Source organism: Blastococcus sp. SYSU DS0539 (genome assembly GCF_054050855.1).
Map to the genome: position 1 here is coordinate 37649 of NZ_JBJHAF010000017.1, position 20232 is coordinate 57880.

20 protein-coding genes and 1 pseudogene are annotated in these 20232 nt (G+C 75.2%); 11 read left to right on the forward strand and 10 right to left on the reverse strand.

Translation table 11 applies throughout. The features are described from left to right. Window positions 1-354: 354 nt before the first annotated feature. The 4 genes from ACI790_RS18365 to arfB all read left to right on the forward strand — a co-directional run bounded on the left by ACI790_RS18365 (window position 355) and on the right by arfB (window position 3468). On the forward strand, window positions 355-1212 hold the full coding sequence (locus ACI790_RS18365; RefSeq protein WP_456571225.1) for an SDR family oxidoreductase: 858 nt from the start codon (window positions 355-357) through the stop codon (window positions 1210-1212). A 178-nt stretch (window positions 1213-1390) separates the two neighbouring features. Next, a complete protein-coding gene (gene yidD / locus ACI790_RS18370; RefSeq protein WP_456571226.1) occupies window positions 1391-1927 on the forward strand; it encodes a membrane protein insertion efficiency factor YidD in 537 nt (178 codons plus the stop codon). 55 nt (window positions 1928-1982) lie between these two features. Continuing rightward, window positions 1983-3005 carry a phosphotransferase gene (locus tag ACI790_RS18375; protein WP_456571227.1) on the forward strand — a complete coding sequence of 341 codons (1023 nt, stop codon included), beginning with the start codon at window positions 1983-1985 and terminating at the stop codon, window positions 3003-3005. A 22-nt stretch (window positions 3006-3027) separates the two neighbouring features. Next, window positions 3028-3468, forward strand: coding sequence for an alternative ribosome rescue aminoacyl-tRNA hydrolase ArfB (gene arfB / locus ACI790_RS18380; RefSeq protein ID WP_456571228.1), 441 nt, complete (start codon window positions 3028-3030; stop codon window positions 3466-3468). A 41-nt stretch (window positions 3469-3509) separates the two neighbouring features. On the opposite strand, the gene ACI790_RS18385 is transcribed toward arfB, so the two are convergent. The 6 genes from ACI790_RS18385 to ACI790_RS18410 form a co-directional block, all read right to left on the reverse strand. Next, window positions 3510-3791, reverse strand: a complete 282-nt coding sequence (locus ACI790_RS18385) for a DUF1905 domain-containing protein (protein ID WP_456571229.1) — start codon at window positions 3789-3791, stop codon at window positions 3510-3512. Continuing rightward, the gene (locus ACI790_RS18390; RefSeq protein ID WP_456571230.1) at window positions 3788-4576 is read right to left on the reverse strand and encodes an RNA polymerase sigma factor; all 789 of its coding nucleotides are present in this window, start codon (window positions 4574-4576) and stop codon (window positions 3788-3790) included. Before ACI790_RS18390 ends, ACI790_RS18385 begins: the two co-directional genes overlap by 4 nt. A gap of 85 nt (window positions 4577-4661) precedes the next feature. Then, entirely contained in the window at window positions 4662-5324 is a 663-nt protein-coding gene (locus ACI790_RS18395) for an N-acetyltransferase (RefSeq protein ID WP_456571231.1), read from the reverse strand. A gap of 104 nt (window positions 5325-5428) precedes the next feature. Beyond that, window positions 5429-6055 (reverse strand): hypothetical protein, encoded by a 627-nt coding sequence (locus ACI790_RS18400; RefSeq protein WP_456571232.1) that lies wholly within the window; start codon window positions 6053-6055, stop codon window positions 5429-5431. A gap of 117 nt (window positions 6056-6172) precedes the next feature. Further along, window positions 6173-6979, reverse strand: a complete 807-nt coding sequence (locus ACI790_RS18405) for a DUF2382 domain-containing protein (RefSeq protein WP_456571233.1) — start codon at window positions 6977-6979, stop codon at window positions 6173-6175. A 141-nt stretch (window positions 6980-7120) separates the two neighbouring features. After that, window positions 7121-7915, reverse strand: a complete 795-nt coding sequence (locus tag ACI790_RS18410; protein ID WP_456571234.1) for a TetR/AcrR family transcriptional regulator C-terminal domain-containing protein — start codon at window positions 7913-7915, stop codon at window positions 7121-7123. Between the two features lie 147 nt (window positions 7916-8062). Here ACI790_RS18410 and ACI790_RS18415 point away from each other — a divergent pair, with 147 nt between their 5' ends. The 4 genes and pseudogenes from ACI790_RS18415 to ACI790_RS18430 all read left to right on the forward strand — a co-directional run. Then, the gene (locus ACI790_RS18415) at window positions 8063-10663 is read left to right on the forward strand and encodes a molybdopterin oxidoreductase family protein (protein ID WP_456571235.1); all 2601 of its coding nucleotides are present in this window, start codon (window positions 8063-8065) and stop codon (window positions 10661-10663) included. Continuing rightward, window positions 10663-13191 carry a nitrite reductase large subunit NirB gene (gene nirB / locus ACI790_RS18420; RefSeq protein WP_456571236.1) on the forward strand — a complete coding sequence of 843 codons (2529 nt, stop codon included), beginning with the start codon at window positions 10663-10665 and terminating at the stop codon, window positions 13189-13191. Before ACI790_RS18415 ends, nirB begins: the two co-directional genes overlap by 1 nt. Beyond that, the gene (locus ACI790_RS18425) at window positions 13188-13592 is read left to right on the forward strand and encodes a Rieske (2Fe-2S) protein (protein ID WP_456571237.1); all 405 of its coding nucleotides are present in this window, start codon (window positions 13188-13190) and stop codon (window positions 13590-13592) included. Before nirB ends, ACI790_RS18425 begins: the two co-directional genes overlap by 4 nt. A 199-nt stretch (window positions 13593-13791) precedes the next feature. Then, window positions 13792-13851 (forward strand): annotated as a pseudogene (locus tag ACI790_RS18430) (hypothetical protein); the annotation flags it as partial. 50 nt (window positions 13852-13901) lie between these two features. On the opposite strand, the gene ACI790_RS18435 reads toward ACI790_RS18430, so the two are convergent. Further along, a complete protein-coding gene (locus tag ACI790_RS18435; protein WP_456571238.1) occupies window positions 13902-14492 on the reverse strand; it encodes a helix-turn-helix domain-containing protein in 591 nt (196 codons plus the stop codon). Window positions 14493-14559: 67 nt separating this feature from the next. Here ACI790_RS18435 and ACI790_RS18440 point away from each other — a divergent pair, with 67 nt between their 5' ends. Together ACI790_RS18440 and ACI790_RS18445 are read left to right on the forward strand one after the other, a co-directional pair. Continuing rightward, entirely contained in the window at window positions 14560-15507 is a 948-nt protein-coding gene (locus ACI790_RS18440) for an NAD(P)/FAD-dependent oxidoreductase (RefSeq protein WP_456571239.1), read from the forward strand. Continuing rightward, window positions 15504-16169 (forward strand): class I SAM-dependent methyltransferase, encoded by a 666-nt coding sequence (locus ACI790_RS18445; RefSeq protein WP_456571240.1) that lies wholly within the window; start codon window positions 15504-15506, stop codon window positions 16167-16169. Before ACI790_RS18440 ends, ACI790_RS18445 begins: the two co-directional genes overlap by 4 nt. Window positions 16170-16445: 276 nt before the next feature. Here ACI790_RS18445 and ACI790_RS18450 read toward each other — a convergent pair whose 3' ends face one another. Continuing rightward, window positions 16446-17237, reverse strand: coding sequence for a hypothetical protein (locus ACI790_RS18450; protein ID WP_456571241.1), 792 nt, complete (start codon window positions 17235-17237; stop codon window positions 16446-16448). Window positions 17238-17308: 71 nt separating this feature from the next. Next, window positions 17309-18751 (reverse strand): MFS transporter, encoded by a 1443-nt coding sequence (locus ACI790_RS18455; RefSeq protein WP_456571242.1) that lies wholly within the window; start codon window positions 18749-18751, stop codon window positions 17309-17311. A gap of 167 nt (window positions 18752-18918) precedes the next feature. On the opposite strand from ACI790_RS18455, the gene ACI790_RS18460 reads away from it, so the two are divergent. Further along, window positions 18919-19500 (forward strand): GNAT family N-acetyltransferase, encoded by a 582-nt coding sequence (locus ACI790_RS18460; protein ID WP_456571243.1) that lies wholly within the window; start codon window positions 18919-18921, stop codon window positions 19498-19500. Here the strand turns inward: ACI790_RS18460 and ACI790_RS18465 are convergent. After that, window positions 19497-20129, reverse strand: a complete 633-nt coding sequence (locus ACI790_RS18465; RefSeq protein WP_456571245.1) for a uroporphyrinogen-III synthase — start codon at window positions 20127-20129, stop codon at window positions 19497-19499. The genes ACI790_RS18460 and ACI790_RS18465 overlap by 4 nt on opposite strands. Window positions 20130-20232: the final 103 nt, after the last annotated feature.

The following is a 20232-nucleotide window of genomic DNA, read 5'->3' on the forward strand; positions in this document are numbered from 1 at the left end:
CGTCGTGACCGATACAGCGGGCCGGCGTCGGCTCGAGATGCGTTGGGTGCCGTTGAGCGCCGCGACGCCCCAGGCGCCGGCCGCACGCGCCGCCTGAGAACCGACCGCATCCCCCCGGGGGACATGGCCGATCAGACCCCGACCCGGGCGGTAGGGGAGGCGCGCACCGATGTGCGCCTCTCCCACCGCCCGGGTCGTGTGCTGTCCGGACCCGCTCGGTGCGACGTGCCCGCAGGGCGTTCCGTGAGCCGAGCGCCGGGGTAGGCGCTGCCCGACGCAGCACCCGCCACCGTGCGCGGGCGTAAGACGAGCGCCCTCGGTGCTGCCCTGTCGCGACCAGAGAGGTGCACCCCCGTGTCCGAGCCCCGCCCCGAGTCCCAGCCCGCCCAACAGCAGACCCCGCCCGGCACGCTGGGGGAGATGGACCCCAAGCCCGACCACGGTGAGGAGAGCTACTCCGGCTCCGGTCGGCTCACCGGGAAGGTCGCGGTCATCACCGGCGGCGACAGCGGCATCGGCCGCGCTGTCGCGATCGCCTTCGCCCGGGAGGGCGCCGACGTCCTCATCTCGTACCTGAACGAGCACGAGGACGCCCAGGACACCGCGAAGTACGTCGAGGACGCCGGCCGCAGGTGCGTCCTGGTCCCGGGGGACCTCGCCGACCGCGCGCACGCCAAGACGGTCATCCCGAAGGCGGTGGAGGAGTTCGGCCGGATCGACGTCCTCGTGAACAACGCCGCGTTCCAGATGAGCCACGACTCCCTCGACGAGGTCTCCGACGAGGAGTGGGACCACACCCTCGCCACGAACCTCTCCGCGATGTTCACCCTGACCAAGGACGCGCTCGCGCACATGGGGTCGGGCGCCTCGATCATCAACTCGTCGTCGGTGAACTCCGACAACCCGAGCCCGAACCTGATCGCCTACGCGATGACCAAGGCCGGCATCGCCAACTTCACCGCCTCGCTGGCCCAGATGCTGGCCGAGAAGGGCATCCGGGCCAACAGCGTCGCCCCCGGACCGGTGTGGACGCCGCTGATCCCGGCGACCATGCCCGAGGAGAAGGTGGAGAGCTTCGGCCAGCAGGTGCCCCTCGGCCGGCCCGCGCAGCCGGCCGAGCTCGCGCCGGTCTACGTGATGCTGGCCAGCGACGAGTCGTCCTACGTCTCCGGCGCCCGCATCGCCGTCACTGGCGGCAAGCCGATCCTCTGACCGCGGCAAGCCGATCCTCTGACCCGGGCGATGATCAGCTGACCTGATCGTCGGGCCTCCTCCCGCACCGCAGACGGTGAGGGAGGACGCGTGATGTCAGGTCAGCTGATCGTGGCGGCGAGGGGGCCAGCGCGCCGGGGGGCCGTCGAGCACGATCGAGGCGGCGGCGAGATCAGGCATGGCCGGCGTCCTCCTGCGGTACCTCCCTGCCGTGGTGTTCATCTGGAGCAGTGGTTGGGGTCCGCGTCGGCGTCGTCCCCGTCGGGGGTACGGCGGCCTGGGGCCCGGATACGGGCCGGGCTACGGGCGCGGGTACGGCGGTTACGGCCCCGGCTACGGCCCGCCGCGCGGCTACGGGCGCCGCAACGACTCCTGCCTGCGCGACCTGCTGTTCCTGAACACCGGCTGCTGCCTGGCCAACGCGGTCGGCTGCGGTCTGGAGCTCATGCTCGTCGCCCCCCGCTCGGTGCCCGCCATCCGGGCCGGGCAGCAGGGCACCGGCGCGGCGGCCCGCCTCGTCGCCGCCGTCCGCTTCTACCAGCGCGAGATCAGCCCGAAGCGCCGCCCCTGCTGCCACTTCACCCCGACCTGCTCGGCCTACGCGATCGAGGCGCTGGAGACCCACGGCGCGCTGCGGGGCTCCTGGCTCACCGTGCGCCGGCTGGTCCGCTGCCGCCCGGGCGCGGCCGGCGGAGCCGACCCGGTGCCCGCCTGATCCACCGCCGGGAAACCGGCTGGGCGGCGGAGGGCGGGGCGCCTACGGTGCGGCGGTGATCCCGGGGCCCGACGCGACGACCGGCGTCGCCACCTGGCAGGACGCCGGCTGGCGCGACGCCGCCGTGGGCTGGGCGGTCGAGCAGGTGGCGCGCTCCGGGCGGCAGCTCGGCGGCGCGCCGGAGCAGCCGCACGTGCAGGCCTGGTCGACGGCGTTCCGGCTGCCGCTGCGGGGTGGGGGAGCCGTCTGCCTCAAGGCGGTCGGCCCCGGGTCAGCGCACGAGCCGCCGCTGGCGGAGGCGCTCGGGCGCTGGGTGCCCGGGCACGTCCTCGTGCCGCTGGCGGTGCACCGGCAGCGGCGGTTGCTGCTGCTGCCCGACGGCGGCCGCACGCTGCGCGCCGCCGGAGCGGCGGACCCCGCCGCCTGGGAGGCGATGCTCCGCTGCCACGCGCGGCTGCAGCTCGCGCTGGTGCCGCACGCCGGCGCGCTGCTGGAGCTCGGCGTGCCCGACCACCGCCCGGAGCGGCTGCCGGCGCTGGTCACCGACCTCCTCGGCGACGACGAGGCGCAGCAGCCGGGGCGCCCCGGCGGGCTGCCTCCCGGGGACCGCAACCGGGTCCTGGCCGGTCTGCCCGGGTACGCGGCAGCATGCCGCGCGCTGGCGGCCGGCCCGGTTCCCCCGACGCTGCAGCACGACGACCTGCACGACGCCAACCTGTTCGTCAGCGACGGCCAGCACCGGTTCTTCGACTGGGGCGACTCCTCGGTGTCGCACCCCTTCCTCACCCTCGTGGTCACGCTGCGGTTCGCCGCGCGCGTGCTCGGCCTGCCCGCCGGCGACCAGGGGCTGATCCGCCTGCGCGACGCCTACCTCGACGAGTGGCGGGAGCTGGGCACGGCCGCGGAGCTCCGGGAGCTGCGCGACGTCGCCCTCCGGGTCGGCCCGCTGCAGCGCGCGCTCACCTGGCGGCGGATCCTGCGCGGGATCCCCGCCGACGAGCGCGCCGGGTGGGCCGCGCAGGTGCCCGGCTGGACCGCCGAGCACCTGGCGCCGGGCCCGCTGCCGCCCGGCGGCTGACCGCATCGGCGAGACTGTCCCGGTGCCCGCGACCGACGACGCCTCCGGTGACCTCCCCGTCACCGGATCCCTCGTCGTGCCCGCGGCCGCGCTGTCGTGGCGGTTCTCCCGGTCGTCGGGCCCCGGCGGGCAGGGCGTGAACACCGCCGACTCGCGGGTGGAGCTGTCGGTGTCGCCGCTGGAGCTCCCGGGCCTCGGCGAGTCGCAGCGCGCCCGGCTCGCGGCGCAGCTCGGAACCCGGCTGGTCGACGGCGTGCTGACCGTCGTCGCGAGCGAGCACCGGCAGCAGCTGCGCAACCGGCAGGCGGCGCGCGAGCGGCTGGCGGCCGTCCTCCGCGCCGCGCTCGCCCCGCCGGCGCCGGCCCGCCGACGCACCAAGCCGACCCGGGGCTCCAAGGAGCGCCGGATCGAGGCGAAGAAGCAGCGCGGCCAGCTGAAGAAGCAGCGCCGCAACTGGGACTGACGGCGGGACGCCCCGCGGGAGCGTCCCGCCGACCGCACCGGTCAGCTCAGCCGCTGCTGCAGGTGCACGGTGACCTCCTCGCCCGCGCGGCTCTTGCCGATGGCCGAGCAGATCGCCGCGCGCAGCGGCAGCCAGTGCGGGCCGGCGCCCGACGGCATGAGGGTGGCGGCGAAGGCGTGCCCGTCGGCGGTGCCGGTCACCTTCACCGCCCGGCGAGTGCCCAGCAGCTCGGCGGAGTCCGGCACGACCAGGTAGGTGGGGAAGGCGCCGTCCTTCTCGATGGGTGCGGTGAAGGTGACGTCGAGGGCTGCAGGGGTGCTCATGTCTGTACCGACTGCCGCGACGCCGACAACTCATCGCGGCGCCGCTGGAGGAACGCCCGTTCCCGCTGGTTCGAGACCTGCGGGAGGGCCTCGTCGTAGGCCCGGAGCGCCTCGGCCGGGCCGCCGGACCGGCGCAGCAGGTCGGCGCGCACGGCCGGCAGCAGGTGGTGGCGCGGCAGCTCCAGCTCCTCGACGAGCGCGAGGCCGGCTGCCGGTCCGGCCACCTCGGCCACGGCGACGGCGCGGTGCAGGGCGACGACCGGGCTCGGCGCCAGGGCCATCAGCTGGTCGTAGAGCGCCACCACCTGTGCCCAGTCGGTGTCGGCGGCCGCGGCGGCGTCGCCGTGCACCGCCGCGATCGCCGCCTGCACCTGGTAGGGGCCGGGTCGGTTGCGCCGCAGGCACCCGCGCACCAGGGCGTGGCCCTCCGCGACCAGCCGCCCGTCCCAGCGCGACCGGTCCTGGTCGGCGAGCAGCACGAGATCGCCGTCGGCGGACGTCCGTGCCGGGCGGCGGGCCTCGGGGAGCAGCAGGAGCGCCAGCAGCCCGAGGACCTCCGGCTCGTCGGGCATCAGCTCGGCGAGCAGCCGGCCCAGCCGGATGGCCTCGGCGCAGAGGTCCTCCCGCACCAGGTGCGTCCCCGACGAGGCGGCGTAGCCCTCCGAGAAGACCAGGTAGACGACGGCCTGCCCCGGCTCCAGGCCGGGGGGGCCGGCTCGACGACGGTCAACAGGTAGCGCGGCATCGGATCCTCCTCGGGCGCCGCGGTCCCTCCGGCGGCTCACCCTCTGTACGAACCGATGCTGCCCGGATCGACACCGCGCGCGGCAGTTCTCCGCGCGGGGGGCCGCGCGGCTCCCCGGCCGGGGATCAGCTCAGCGAGAGCGGCTCGCGCACCAGCACCCAGAGGGGCAGCTCGTCGTCGGTGGTGCGGGTCGTCTCGGCCACCTGGAAGCCGAAACCGCGGAGGAACCGCACGTTCGCCCAGCCGAAGACGGCGGCGGCGGCGGGGGTTTTCTCCGCGTCGCAGCGCACCAGCACGGGGGCGAGGACGGCGGCGGCCAGCCCCCTGCGGCGGGCCGACGGGCGCACCCCGAGGTGGCGCAGCCACCAGTGCGGCCGGTCGGGCCGGGTCGCGGTGAGGAACGCCTCGGTCTCGGCGACCGCGCGGGCCCGCGGCCCCCGCAGGTACGGCAGCTCCCGGGCGAGCGCGGCGCGCACGTCGTCGGGCAGCGGGCGGGTGCCGGGTGCACCGGCCGGTGGCTCCCAGACGGCGACGGCGTCGAGGTCCTCGGTCACCCAGGCCGTGCCGGTGGAGACCCCGCGGTGGGCGGCGTCCAGCTCGTGCAGCCGGGTCAGCCGCTGCATCCGGCCGTCGTCGGGCAGCGCCCAGCGGGTCCAGCGGGAGTCGGCCAGCGCGACGGTCAGCGTGGCGGCGATCGCGGGGACGTCCCGCTGCTCGGCGACGCGGACGTCGGGGCCGGGCTCGTCGGGGTCGTCGATCCGCCGGACGGTCGGGCCGGGAGGAGTCACCCCCGAATTCGACCACGCCCGACGACGACGGGGGCCACCCCGGGTGGGACGGCCCCCGTCGTCGTGGGCTCATCGCCCCCTGCGCCGCGGCAGGGGACCGGTGCTCAGACGGCGTCGAAGCCGGCGCGGTCCACCTTGCGGTGGTAGCGCTCGCCCAGCTTGCCGCCGAGGATCGCGCCGACCAGCGTCAGCACCAGGACCGCGACCAGGGCGATGATGCCGCCGGTCGTGGCGGTGCCCTCGTCGATCGGGATGCGCGGCAGGTTCAGCTGCTGGAGCACGTTGTACTCCGAGCCGAAGAGCAGGCCGGCGACGGCGAGCGCCAGGACGACGAGCAGGCCGATGACCCACACTGCGATGCCCTGGCGGACCCCGTCGAAGCGCGCCATCCGGCCGGCGACGTAGCCCCCGGCCAGGTATGCGAGGAACAGGACGACCAGCAGGACGATGCCGCCGACGATGCCGATGGTGGACGCCTGCTCGGCGGCCTCGTCGACCGTCGGGACGCCCTCCGTGAGGCCGACGGCGACGCCGGCCGCGCTGATCAGCGCGATCAGCAGCACGGCCAGCCCGTTGGCGGAGAGCCAGCCGAAGAACGCCGCGCCCCACTTGATGCCGCCGTAGCGGGAGTGCTGCGCGTCGACGGCGTCCCGGCCGGCACCGCGGGTGGAGTGCGCTCCGTCCGGGTGGATGCCGGCGTCGTCGCCGGGTGCGGAAGCGGGTGTGGACATGGCGAGTGCTCCTCGGGAGGGGGACGGCGGGCGGGACGTGCCGGCCGGGAGATCGGGCGCAGGCGGCGTCGGCGGGCCCGGAGCCGCGCCGACGCCGCCCGACTGCTGGGGCCGGGCTCAGCGGCGGGTGCCGGTGCCGTCCGTTCCGTCGGTGTCCAGCTCCACCTGCTCCTTGCGGACCTGCTCGGTGACCGTCTCCTGCTCGGTGACGGACTGGGTGTCCAGGCGGACGCGCTCGACCGGCACGGCCTCCTTCTCCACGACCGGGCGCTCGCCGTGGAGCACGACCTCGTGCTCCTCCTCGGAGATGGCCGGGCCGTCGAGGGCGTTGCCGACGTTGGCGTCGGTGATCGGCTCGCGCTCGATGCGGATCTCCTCGTGCGACACAGGCACGGTCTGCGACACGTTCTCGGTGACGACGTACTTGCGCAGCCGGGCGCGGCCGGTCTCCACCCGCTGGGTGCCGACGTGCAGCTGCTCCTCCGACCGGGTCATCGCGTCGTCGGTGGTGGGGCCGGAGGTGTCGTGGCCCACGGCGCCGCGGGTCGTGTCGCCGGTCGTGGTGGTGCGGGTCGTGTCGGTGACCCCGCCGGTGACGTCGGTGCCGGTGCCGGTGCCGCCGACGCCGTAGTAGCGGTAGAGCTCGGTCTCCTCCTCGGGCGACAGGTGGCCCTCGGCGTCGACGTGCGGGGCGTTCTTGACCTTGTCCTTGGCGTAGGGGACGCGCAGCTCCTCGCCGGAGATGTCGGCGTCGGCCAGCGGCACGAAGGTCTCCTTGGTGCCGAACATCCCGGTGCGGACGGTGGCCCACTCCGGGCGGCCGGTCTCGTCGTCGAGGTAGACCTCGCCGACGGTGCCCAGCTTGCCGTCGGGGCCGACGGCGGTGCTGCCGATGACGTCGCTCAGCTGGTGCTCGGTGATCATGCGCATGGCTCCTGGGGACAGGGGGAACAGGGAGGTCCGTCTCGTCCCGGCGCGGTGTCGCGCCAGCGGGACACCACCGTCGGTGCCCGCGCATTTACGGCGTAAACAATCGCCGTGGGCGGATCTCCCCGCGGCCCCGGATCAGCTGCGCGGATCCCCGCGGCGCGGGGTGCGCGACTCGGTCAGCACGACCTCCAGCCGGCCGAGCAGGTTCTCCAGCGCCTCCTCGAACTCCGCCGCCGACTCGTCGAGCGAGAGCAGCGACTCCAGCCGGACGACGGTGGGGTACTGGCTGAGGTCGGTACTTCCCGCCGCGTCCGGCACGCCCTCGGGCTGGTCCTCCGGGCTGATCTTCACGCCCTTCTGCGACACCTCGAGCAGCAGGTGGCCGAGCAGGAAGCTGGAGTACGCCCGGTACGCGGCGACCGCGGCCTCCTCGGTGAAGCCGCTGTCGATCAGCGCGTCCAGGAAGGACTCGACCCAGCGGAGGCTGCGCAGCGGCGGGCGGACCCACGGGGCCGCGGGCGGCCGGGTGGCGACCAGCGGGAACACCTCCGGATGGGCGAGGGCGATGCGGCGGACCCCGTGCGCCAGCCGCTGCAGGTAGTCCTGCCAGCCGTGCGACGCGCTCAGGTGGACGTCGGGATCGCCGTAGAGCTCGTCGATGACCGACTCCACGACGCCGTCGAGCAACTGCTCGCGGCCGGGAACGTAGCGGTACAGCGCCATGGCCTCCACGCCGAGGTGGGCGCCGAGCCGGCGCATGGTCAGCGCGGTCAACCCGTTGTCGTCGATGAACTCGATGGCCGCACCGAGGATCCGGCGCCGGTCGAGCCCCGACCGCCCGGCACCGGGCGGGGAGGCCGGCACCACCGCGGCCGCGCCGCCGCGGCCCTCCGGGCTGTCGGGGTCGGCGGTCGGGTCGGGCTCGGTCATCGTGCTCTCCCTCGGTCGGCGCGATCTGCCGGGGATCATGCTCGGTGGCCACCGCACAGGGACCGGCACCCTCGTGTGAGGCCGACGGAACCCAGCGTTGACGCCGAGGTCCACGAAGGGAAACGCCGGCCCCCGACGCTGGCTGCCGTGTCCGCCACCGTGTCGCCCGCGTCCACCGCCGCCGGCGTGCGCGCCTCCCGGACGACGAACACGCACTGCCCGTACTGCTCGCTGCAGTGCGGCATGGCCGTCACCGCCGGCGCCCGCCCGGCCACCCTGGTGCCGCTGGACTTCCCGACCAACCGCGGCGGGCTGTGCTCCAAGGGCTGGTCGTCGGCCGAGCTGCTCGACCACCCGGAGCGGCTGCTGCGGCCGCTGGTGCGCGCGGTCCCCGGCGACCGCACCAGCCCGCTGGTCGAGAGCACCTGGGACGAGGCGCTGGACCGGGTGGTCGCCGCGATCGAGGCGACCCAGCGCACGCACGGCCGGGACGCCGTCGGCTGCTTCGGCGGCGGATCGCTCACCAACGAGCAGGCCTACCAGTTCGGCAAGTTCGCCCGGGTGGCGCTGCGCACCAGCGCCATCGACTACAACGGCCGGTTCTGCATGTCCTCGGCGGCCGGGGCGGCCAACCGCGCCTTCGGCCTGGACCGCGGGCTGCCGTTCCCGCTCAGCGACATCGCCGACGCCGACGTCGTCGTCCTGGTGGGCAGCAACCCGGCCGACACCATGCCCCCGGCCATGCAGTGGTTCGACGCCGGGCGCGAGCGCGGCGCGCAGCACGTCGTCGTCGACCCCCGCCGCACCGCCACCGCCCGCAACGCCGCGCTGCACCTGCAGCCGCTGCCGGGCACCGACCTGGCGCTGGCCAACGGGCTGCTGCACATCGCGCTGGCCGAGGGGCTGGTCGACGAGGAGTACGTGGCCGCGCGCACCACCGGGTTCGACGCGGTGCGCGAGAGCGTCGCCGCCTACTGGCCCGACCGTGTCGAGCGGCTCACCGGGGTGCCGGTGCCCGACCAGCGGCGCACCGTCTTCGCTCTCGCCCGCGCGGAGAAGGCGATGATCCTCACCGCCCGCGGTGCCGAGCAGCACCGCAGCGGCACCGACACCGCCCAGGCGTGGCTCAACCTCGCGCTCGCCCTCGGCCTGCCCGGGCGGCGGGGCAGCGGCTGGGGCACCGTCACCGGCCAGGGCAACGGCCAGGGCGGCCGGGAGCACGGGCAGAAGGCCGACCAGCTCCCCGGTTACCGGTCGCTGGCCGACCCCGCCGCCCGGGCGCACGTCGCCGCCGTCTGGGACGTCGACCCCGACGAACTGCCGCAGCCGGGGAAGAGCGCCTTCGAGCTGCTCGACGCCCTCGGCACCGACGGCGGGGTCCGGGCGCTGCTGGTGCTGGCCTCCAACGTCGCCGTCTCCGCCCCCGACGCGCGCCGGGTGATCAGCCGGCTGGGCGACCTGGACTTCCTGGCCGTCAGCGACTTCTTCCTCTCCGAGACCGCCGAGCTCGCCGACGTCGTGCTGCCCAGCGCCATGTGGGCGGAGGAGGCCGGCACCATGACCAACCTCGAGGGCCGCGTGCTCCGCCGCCGCCGGGCCCTCGATCCGCCGGCCGGGGTGCGGGACGACCTGCAGCTGCTCGCCGAGCTCGCCGCCCGGCTGGGCGTCGGGGAGCGGTTCAGCGGGGACCCGGAGACGGTCTTCGAGGAGCTCCGCCGGGCCAGCGCCGGCGGGACGGCCGACTACGCGGGCATCAGCTACCGCCGCATCGACGAGGAGCAGGGCGTCTTCTGGCCCTGCCCCGCCGACGCCCACCCCGGGACGCCGCGGCTGTTCCTCGACCGCTTCGCGACCCCGGACGGGCGGGCGCGCTTCGTCCGGGTGGAGCACGTCGACGCGCACGAGCGCCCCGACGCCGAGTACCCCTACGTGCTCACCACCGGCCGGGTGCTGGCCCAGTACCAGTCGGGCACCCAGACCCGCCGGACGCGCAGCCTGCAGATGATGGCGCCGACGCCCCGCGCGGAGCTGCACCCGGACCTCGCGCGGGCGCTGGGCGTCGAGAACGACGACGTCGTCGAGCTCGCCACCCGTCGCGGGCGGGCCCGCTTCCACGCCTCGGTCACCGACACGATCCGCCCCGACGTCGTCTTCGTGCCGTTCCACTGGGGCGGCGGGGCCAGCGCCAACGCGCTCACCGACGCCGACGCGCTCGACCCGACCAGCCGGATGCCGGCCTTCAAGGTCTGCGCCGTCGCCATCACCCGGGTCGACGGGCCCGAGGAACGCATCCAGCCCCCGGCCCCCGCCACCCAGCCCCGCCCGACCGGTCACCGCCCGCCCGCGGCCCCCGTTCCGCACCCGCCGTCCCGCACGACGACGACCCCGAGGAGAACATCCGTGAAGAGCACACCCCGCTTCCTGCAGGGCGTCTTCCCGATCACCGGGGAGGGGCTGGCCAAGCCCGGCCCGGTCGACCCGGCGCTGACCTACACCGTGCCCACCGGGCGGACGGCGCAGGCGCTGTACTTCCGTGGCGGGAACTCGACCGCCGAGCTGGTGTACGTGCTGCTGGTGCGCGACGGCGAGCCGATGCGGTGGTTCCCGATCGGCGCCAAGGCCGACACCCACGTGCCGCTGCGGGTGGTCGAGGACCTGGTGGGCGGCTCCGTCGTGGAGCTGCACGCGGCGGCACCCGAGGGCGTCACCGGCGAGGTCGTCGTCGACCTGGGGCTGGTGGAGGTCTGATGACGGCGATCCTGGGCGGCCGGCCGACCGGCGCGACGACGCTGCACCTCGACGACGACCTGGATCCCCGCGGCCGCCTGGTCGTGGTGGGCAACGGCATGGCCGGCGCGCGGTTGGTGGAGGAGGTGCTCGAGCGCGGCGGCGGGGAGCAGTTCCGGATCACCGTCTTCGGCGACGAGCCGCACGGCAACTACAACCGGATCATGCTCTCGCCGGTGCTGGCCGGGGAGTCGCACGAGGACGAGATCGTGCTCAACTCCCACGAGTGGTACGCCGACAACGGCGTCGAGCTGCGCGCCGGGGTGCGGGTCGACCGGATCGACACCGCGGCCAAGCAGGTGCACGCCGCCGACGGCAGCGTCACCGGCTACGACCACCTGGTCCTGGCCACCGGCAGCTACTCGTTCATCCCGCCGATGACCGGCGTCCGCACCCCCGACGGCGAGCTGCTGCCCGGCGTGTACGGCTTCCGCACCATCGACGAGACCCGGGCCCTGCTGGCGGCGACCGGCCGCTGCCGGCGCGCCGTCGTCATGGGCGGGGGGCTGCTCGGGCTGGAGGCGGCCCGGGCGCTGCAGGGCCACGGCCTGCAGGTGGAGCTCGTGCACGCGATGCCGTGGCTGATGAACGCCCAGCTCGACGCCGAGGCCGGGGCGATCCTCAAGAAGAGCGTCGAGTCCCTCGGCATCGGCGTGCACCTCGACGTCCTGGCCACCGAGGTGCTGGGCACCGACTCCGTCGAGGGGGTGCTGCTCAAGGACGGCCGCCGGCTGGACTGCGACCTGCTCGTCGTCGCCGCCGGCGTGCGGCCGCACACCGACCTCGCCGTCCGGTCCGGGCTGGAGGTGCAGCGGGCGGTCGTCGTCGACGACCAGCTGCGCACCGACGACCCCGACGTCTACGCCATCGGCGAGTGCGCCCAGCACCGCGACCAGGTCTACGGCCTGGTCGCCCCGGCGTGGGAGCACGCCAAGGTGCTCGCCGACGTCCTCACCGGCACCGACCCCGACGCGGAGTACCACGGCAGCCGGACGGCGACGAAGCTCAAGGTTGCCGGCGTCGACGTCGCTGTGATGGGTGTGAACACGCCGGAACGGGACGACGACGAGTTCCTGGTCATCTCCGAGCCCAGGCGCGGGGTGCACTTGTCGGTGGTGATCCGCGACGACCGGCTCGTCGGCGCCACCCTGCTCGGCGACACCCGCAAGGTCGCCTTCCTCACCCAGGCCTTCGACCGGGGCGCGCCGCTGCCCGAGGAACGGATCCGGCTGCTGGTCGACCTCTCCGACGGCGCGGCGGAGGTCGGTGTAGCCGAGATGCCCGCCGACTCGCAGGTCTGCAACTGCAACGGCGTGAGCAAGGGCGACATCTGCGGGGCGGTGGCCGGGGGCTGCTCGAACGTCGGCGAGGTGATGGACCGCACCCGCGCCGGCAAGGGCTGCGGCTCGTGCAAGTCGCTGGTGAAGCAGATCGTGGAGTGGGCCGCCGACGGCGAGCTCACCGAGGACCCGGCGGCGTCCTGGTACGTGCCGGGCATCCCGATGCCGAAGCCGGAGCTGATCCGGGCCATCCGCGAGCACGACCTGCGCAGCGTGTCCGCGGTCTTCGCGACCCTCGCGCCCGACGGCAAGGACGACGCGAAGTCGAAGATGGGCCTCACCTCGCTGCTGAAGATGATATGGGGCCACGACTTCGTCCCGGAGAAGGACGGCGAGTTCATCAACGACCGGGTGCACGCCAACATCCAGCGCGACGGCACCTTCTCCGTCGTCCCGCAGATGAAGGGCGGGGTGACCACGCCCGCGCAGCTGCGGAAGATCGCCGACGTCGCCGAGAAGTACGAGGTGCCGATGGTCAAGGTGACCGGCGGCCAGCGGATCGACCTGCTCGGGGTCCGGAAGGAGGACCTGCCGGCCATGTGGTCCGACCTGGGCATGCCCTCGGGGTACGCCTACGGCAAGAGCTTCCGCACGGTGAAGACCTGCGTCGGGAGCGACTTCTGCCGCTTCGGCCTGGGCGACTCCACCCAGCTGGGCATCGACCTGGAGACCCGGTTCCAGGGCATCGAGAGCCCGGCGAAGATGAAGCTCGCCGTCGTCGGCTGCCCGCGCAACTGCGCCGAGGCCTACGTGAAGGACGTCGGCGTCGTCGCCGTGGGCAACGGGAAGTGGGAGGTGTACGTCGGCGGCGCCGCGGGGGCCACGATCCGCAAGGGCGACCTGCTGGCCACCGTCGACTCCCCGGCGGCCGTGATGGAGCTCGCCGGCCGGTTCATGCAGTACTACCGGGAGAACGCCAACTGGCTGGAGCGCACCTACGACTTCGTGCCGCGGATCGGGCTGGAGAGGATCAAGGCGGTGCTGCTGGAGGACAGCGAGGGCATCTGCGCCGACCTCGACGCCGGGATCCAGCGCTCGATCGACGCCTACACCGATCCGTGGGGCCAGGACGCCGCCGAGCCGGCCACCCCCGGCCAGTTCCGCCCGGCGCTGCCGCTGGTCGAGCTGCCGAAGGTGCCGGTCCGATGAGCGCGCCGCACCTGGAGGCCGCCCGGCCCACGACGCCGGGCACCGACCTCGGCACCCCGGCGACGGAGACGCAGCCGGGCACCGCCGCCCCGGGCACCGGCACGCCGCACGTGGTCGGCCGGGTCGACGACGTCCCGCCGGGGGAGGGCCGGGCCTTCGTCGCGGACGGGGTGCAGGTGGCGGTTTTCCGGCTGCGCGACGGCTCGCTGCACGCGACGCAGGCGGCCTGCCCGCACGCCGGGGGACCGCTCGCCGACGGGCAGACCGACGTCGACGTCCTGGTCTGCCCGCTGCACCTGTACGCCTACCGGTGGGCCGACGGCGCCTCGACGTCGGGCGCCGCCCCGGTCCGCGTCTACCCGGTCCGCGAGGAGGACGGCGCCCTCGTCGTCGACCTCTAGCCGAGCTTTTCCGCGGAAACCCAGGGGCGGGTTTCCGCGGAAAAGCTCGGTCGGTCCGGGCGGTCGGCGCCGCTAGGGGTGCCCGGGCCGCCGCCCGCTTCGGCGTCTCCCCGACGCACCTGGTGCGGGCCTTCACCCGGCGCACGGCCTGCCCCCGCACCGGTACCGGACCGGCCGGTGGATCGACCTCGCCCGCCGGCTGCTGCTCGACGGCCTGCCGGCCGCAGGGGTGGCGACGGCGGCGAGCTTCTACGACCAGGCGCACCTGACCCGGCACTTCCGCCGGATGCTCGCCACGACGCCGGCCGCCTACGCCCGGTCGGCCGGGGAGGCGGGGCGGGCGCGGACGTGCATGCGCTCGCCCTGCGGACCGAACAGGATCAACCCCTCGGCGGGCTCAGGGAAGGGGTTCGAGAGGGCGTGCGGCACCCGGGTGTCGAACTCGACCACCTCGCCGGGGCCGAGGACGAAGTCGCGCGGTCCGAGCAGCAGCCGGATCTGCCCGGACAGCACGTAGAGCCACTCGAAGCCGTTGTGCACCTGCTGCTCGGTGTTCCCGACCCGCCACCGCGGGGGCAGCTGCTGCTTGTAGGCCTGCAGCCCCCCGGCCTGCCGGGTCAGCGGCACCAGCGTCATCCCGTCCCGCTCGATCGGGTGGCCGTGCACCCGCGGATCGGCCGGTGCCGGGGCGTCGACGACCTCGTCGAGGGCCACGCCGTACGCGCGCGCCAGCGGCAGCAGCAGCTCCAGGGTGGGCCGGCGCCCGCCGGACTCCAGGCGCGACAGGGTGCTGACCGAGATGCCCGTGGCGTCGGCGATCTCGCCGAGCGTGGCCCCGCGCTCGCTCCGCAGCGCCCGTAGCCGCAGACCCACGTTCTGCAGGACGTCGTCGTCGGTCATGCGGACCAGTTTGCCATTTTGGCAACGACGGTTGCCAGGCCAGGGCGTCCGGGCAGACAGTTCCGGCATGGACGAGCAGTACGACGTGGTGGTCATCGGAGGCGGCGCGGCCGGGCTGAGTGGAGCGCTCACCCTGTCCCGCGCCCGGCGCAGCGTGCTGGTGGTGGACGCGGGGGAGCCCCGCAACGCACCGGCCGGGCACGTGCACAACTACCCCGGCCGGGAGGGCACCCCGCCGGCCGAGCTGCTGGCGATCGGCCGCGGCGAGGTCGAGGGCTACGGCGGCACCGTGGTGGCCGGCCGGGTCACCGGCGTGCGCCGCGAGGACGGCGGGTTCCGTGTCGACCTGGGCGGCGGATCCTCGGTGCGGGCGCGCCGGCTGCTGCTGGCCACCGGCCTGACCGACCAGCTGCCGGGGATCCCGGGCGTGGCCGAGCGGTGGGGGAGTGCGGTGCTGCACTGCCCGTACTGCCACGGCTGGGAGGTGCGCGACCGGGCGATCGGCGTCGTGGCCCGGGGGACGCTGGGGATCCACGGCGCGCTGATGTGGCGGCAGTGGACCGACGACGTCGTCCTCTTCCTGCACGATGCCGACGAGCCCACGGACGAGGAACTGGACCAACTGGCGGCGCGCGGGATCCGCGTCGTCCGCGGCGAGGTGGCGGGGCTCGAAGGCGGCGCAGCCGTCCGGCTGGCCTCCGGTGAGGTGATCGAACGGGACGCGGTCGTGGTCGCGCCGGTGTTCACCGCGAACGCCGACGTGCTCGCCGGGCTCGACGCGACGCCGGTGCCGCTGGAGATGAGCGGCACCGTGATGGGGACCCACCTCCCCGCCGACCAGACCGGGCGCACCGACGTCCCCGGCGTCTGGGTCGCCGGCAACGCCGGTGACCTCAGCGCTCAGGTGATCGTCGCCGCCGCCCAGGAGCTCCGGGCCGGCGCGATGATCAACGCGGACCTGATCGAGGCGGACACCGCGCGCGCGGTGGCCGAGCACCGGAGCGTGGCGGCATGAGCGAGCCCGGCAGCGGACCGGCGCGGGAGCCCGCGATCACCCGGGACGGCTACGACGAGCTCTACCGGTCCGCCCCGGCGGTGTGGACGGGCCGGCCGAACCGGCAGCTCGTCGTCGAGGCCACCGATCTGCCGCCCGGCACCGCGCTGGACGCCGGGGCCGGCGAGGGCGGCGACGCCCTCTGGTTGGCGTCCCGGGGGTGGCGGGTCACCGCGGTCGACTTCTCGCCCGTCGCGCTGGAGCGGGGGGCTGCGAAGGCGGCCGAGCTCGGGCTCGCCGACCGGATCGACTGGCGGCACGAGGACCTCGACGTCTGGACGCCGCCGGAGCGCTCCTTCGACCTGGTCACCGCGCACTACCTGCACGCCACCTGGACCGACCGCACGCGGATGTTCCGACGGCTGGCCGCCGCGGTGGCCCCGGGCGGGATGCTGCTCGTGGTGGGTCACCAGCACGGCGAGGAGTGGGGCCACGGGCACGCCTCCGCGCACGAGGCCGGCGCGCTCTACACGGCCGACGACGTCGCGGCGGTGCTCGACCCCGCGGAGTGGTCCGACATCGTCACCAGGACGCGGGATCGCGATCCGGGAGCTGCCGAGCGGACGGGCAACGTCGTGCCGGACACCGTCCTGGTCGCCCGGCGGAGGCCGGGAGCGCGGTAGCCCGGGAGCCGGTCCGCTGCTCCGCAGGACGTCCGGCTCTGCCCACCGCAGCTGGGCAGAGTCCGATCGCGCGCTCCGTCTCTGCCCGCCGCAGCTGGGCAGAGACTGATCCCGCTCCGGCTCTGCCCGCAGCAGCTGGGCAGAGACTGATCCCGCTCCGGCTCTGCCCGCCGCAGCTGGGCAGAGTCCGATCGCGCGCTCCGGCTCTGCCCAGGTGGAACGGGCAGAGCCGGACCTCGCCGGAGGTCCTCCGGTCGGGCGGCGGTGCGGGATCGCTCAGGAGCGGGGCAGGTCCAGGTCGGCCAGGGCCGCGGCGACCGCGTCGTCGCGCAGCAGCTCGAGCACCAGGAGCCGGTGCACCAGCACGCCGTGGCGGGTGAGCCGCAGGTCGGCCATCCGCAGCCGGGGGAGCGCCGCGCCGCCCGGGCGCGGCTGGGCCGGCGGCGGGTCGAGGAGCCGGGCGCGCTGCAGGTCGGCGACGTCCTCGCGGGCGCCCCAGGCCGTCCAGCCGCGCGGCTCGTCCGCCAGCGGGGTCATCGGCAGCGGCACGCGGTCGCGGCGGCCGACGGCGGCCAGCAGGGCCAACTGCCGCCAGCGCAGCCCCTCGGCCAGCCGCAGGGCGCGGCCGACCAGCTCGGCGTCGATGTCGGGGGAGACGCTGACCTCGGCCAGCAGGTAGCCCAGGTGCCGCACCCGGCGCTCGTCGGTGGACCGGCGGGCGGCGTCGACCACCGCCTCGGCCAGCTCGTCGGCCACCGGCCGGCTGCCGGGTCGGGGGGCGAAGAAGCCGTCGGTGCGCGCCGGCCGGCCGGTGCGGTGCAGCGTGGCGGCGTACTCGACGGCGAAGGCCAGCACCGCACCCGCCCGCACCCGCTCCCGTTCGACCGCGATGCCGGACGCCTCCCCGGCCGCGGTGCGCAGGGCGGCGGCGAACCGGTCGTGCACCTGCACCCGCGCGGTCGCCGGCTCGAACACCACCGTCGCGGCGGCGGAGCACATCGACCCGGCGACCGGGCGACCCGCCTCGATGAGGGCGCGCCCGGTGCTGGTCTGCTCGGCTGCGGTCACGCGGTGATCTTCGTCGGTCCGGCCCCTCGCGTGCATCCCGGGGACGCGGCGGCCTCACCCGCCGGAGGTGGTCAGACGCCTGCCCGCTGCATCAGCGTGCCGCGGCGCAGGTACACGAACCAGGTCACCGCCACGCAGGCGATGTAGAAACCGCAGAAGGACAGCAGCGCCGTCTCCACGCCGCCGGTGGCCCCGTAGGACTCCGAGACGATCCGCGGGATGAAGACCGCACCCAGGGCCCCGACCGCCGAGATGATCCCGACGGCCGCGGCGGTGTCCCGCCGGGCCCGGTAGAGGACGGCCGCCGGGGAGTCGCCCGGGTGGTCGGCGGCGGCCTCGGCGCGGTAGATGATCGGGATCATCCGGTAGGTCGAGCCGTTGGTCATGCCCACGACGGCGAAGAGGACCAGGAAGCTGGCGAGGAACCCGCCGAAGCTGCCGGCGCGCAGGAACGCGATCGCCGAACCGATGGCCAGCGCCTGCCCGACGAACGTGACGACGGTGATCCTCGCGCCGCCCACGCGGTCGGCCAGCCAGCCGCCGAACGGCCGGGACAGCGAGCCGACCAGCGGGCCGAGGAAGGCGTAGCGGTAGGTGTCGGCGGCGAACTCGTTGGCCAGGACCAGCGGGAAGGCGCCGGAGAAGCCGATGAAGGAGCCGAACGCGCCGATGTAGAGGAACGACATCACCCAGGTCTGCTTCCGCCGGGCGATCGCGGCCTGGGCGGCGACGTTGGCCTTCGCGCCCGACAGGTTGTTCATGCCGAACCACGCGCCGAGGACGGCCAGCGCGATGAACGGGACCCAGATCAGCGCGACGTTCTGCACGTAGCGGGTGTCGCCGGCCGCCGTCGTCCCGGTGCCGCCGCCGACGACGGCGAGGGCGCCCGCCGTGACCGCGAGCGGCCCGACCAGCTGGATGATCGCGACCCCGATGTTGCCCCCGGCGGCGTTGAGCCCGAGCGCGAAGCCCTTCTCCCTGTCCGGGTAGAAGAACGAGATGTTCGCCATGGAGGAGGCGAAGTTGCCGCCACCGAAGCCGCAGGCGACGGCGGTCAGCACCCAGAACCAGTACGGCCGGCCGGTGGTCGCCGCCACGGTCAGCAGGGTCACCGGCACCAGCAGCAGGGCGGCGCTGACGACGGTCCAGTTCCGGCCGCCGACGAGGGCCGGCATGAACGTGTAGGGCACCCGCATGATCGCGCCGACGAGCCCCGCGGTCGCCACCAGCCAGAAGAGCTGGTCGCTGGTGAAGCCGTAACCGATCGAGGCCAGGACGGCGGTGGCGATGCTGAACATCTGCCACACGCTGAAGCCGATGTTCTCGGCCAGCACCGACCACGCCAGGTTCCGGCGGGCCACCGGCCGGCCCTGCGGCGAGGCCCAGAAGGCGGGGTCCTCGGGGTTGTAGTCGTCGATCCACCGGGAGCCGCGTCGCCGGCTCGGGGGAGGTGCGGTGCCGACCGCGGGGGCCGGTCCGGTGCCGGTGGTGCGGACGGTCGGGGTCGAGGTCATGGCGCGACGCTAGGAACGGGCCGTTTCCCCGGCGCCGCGCGCGCGTGACCGCTCGGGAACAGTCCGCTCACCCGCGTGCCCCCGCCGCGGTGAGGCCGCGAGCAGCCGTGTGCTCACGGGCGCCCGAGGTGCTGGGAACCGTCGGAGCCCGCTGCCACGATGGCGGCATGCCGATCGAGGTGCGCCCCGCCACCGCATTCGACGACGTCGCGACGATGGTCGGCCCCAAGCGGCCGGATGCGGACGCGTGCTGGTGCCTGAGCTACCGCATCCCGTCCAAGGAGAACCGGGAGCTCCGCGGCCCGGCGCGCGGGGAGCGCGTGCGGCAGCTCCTCGCCCAGAACCCACCACCCGGCGTCCTGGCCTACGACGGCGAGGAGGTGGTGGGCTGGGCGGCGGTCCACCCCCGCGCGGACACCAGCTTCGCCGTCAACCGGAAGATCCCCCGCGTCGACGACCTCGACGTGTGGTCCCTGTGGTGCGTCCGGGTGCGGCCGGGCCACCGGGGGACGGGCATCGCCCACCACCTGGTCGACGGCGCGGTCGCGTTCGCCCGCGCGCAGGGCGCGCCGGCCGTCGAGGCCTACCCGGTCGACAACGGCGGCCGGAAGGTGGACCTCACGATGGCCTACGTGGGCACGCGGTCGCTCTTCGAGCGCGCCGGCTTCGTGCACGCCGCCGACACCGACTCGGTCCTCAACGGCTTCCCGCGCGTGCTCATGCGGCTCGACCTCGGGGCAGGGCGCTAGACCGCGAGGCGGTAGCCGCGCTTGACGACGGTCTCCACCAGCGGCGCACCGAGCCCGGCCCGGAGGCGGGTCACCGCCATCTCCACCGCGTGCCCGTCACCGCCGCCGGGCAGCGAGGCCACCAGATCCGGCCGCGAGACCACGTGGCCAGGCTGCCGGGTCAGCTCCCTGAGGACGGCCAGCGGCCCCGGGGCCAGCTCCACCAGCCGGCCGTCGACGACGGCGGCGTGGCCGCGCACCTGCAGCAGGTGGGACCCGACCTGCAGCACCGGATCGCGCTCGGGCAGCCGGGCGACCACCTCGCGCGCCAGCGCACCCAGCCGGGCGCGCTGGGGCCGGGCATAGGGGATGCCCGCCGCGTCCAGCGGCCCGCCGGTCACCGGGCCGACGGCGACGGCGAGCACCCGGTCGTTGAACGCCGCCACCACCTCCTCGCGCCGGCCCAGCTCGCCGGCCACCTGGAGCAGGCTCGCGGCGGCGGGCGCGCTGGTGAACGTCACCGCGTCGACCCCGCCGGTCGCGATCGCGCCGATGAGCCGGCGCACCGGAGCGACGTCCTCGGGCAGCACCCAGCGGTAGACCGGGACGGTGAGCACGTCGGCGCCGGCGTCCCGCAGCGCCGAGACCAGGTCGGGGAGCGGGGGGGGGGGGGGGCGGGCCGCCGCCCCCCCCCGCGCGCCCGGGGGGGGGGGGGGGGGGCGGGGGGCGTGCTGATGTGGGGGGTGGGGCGGG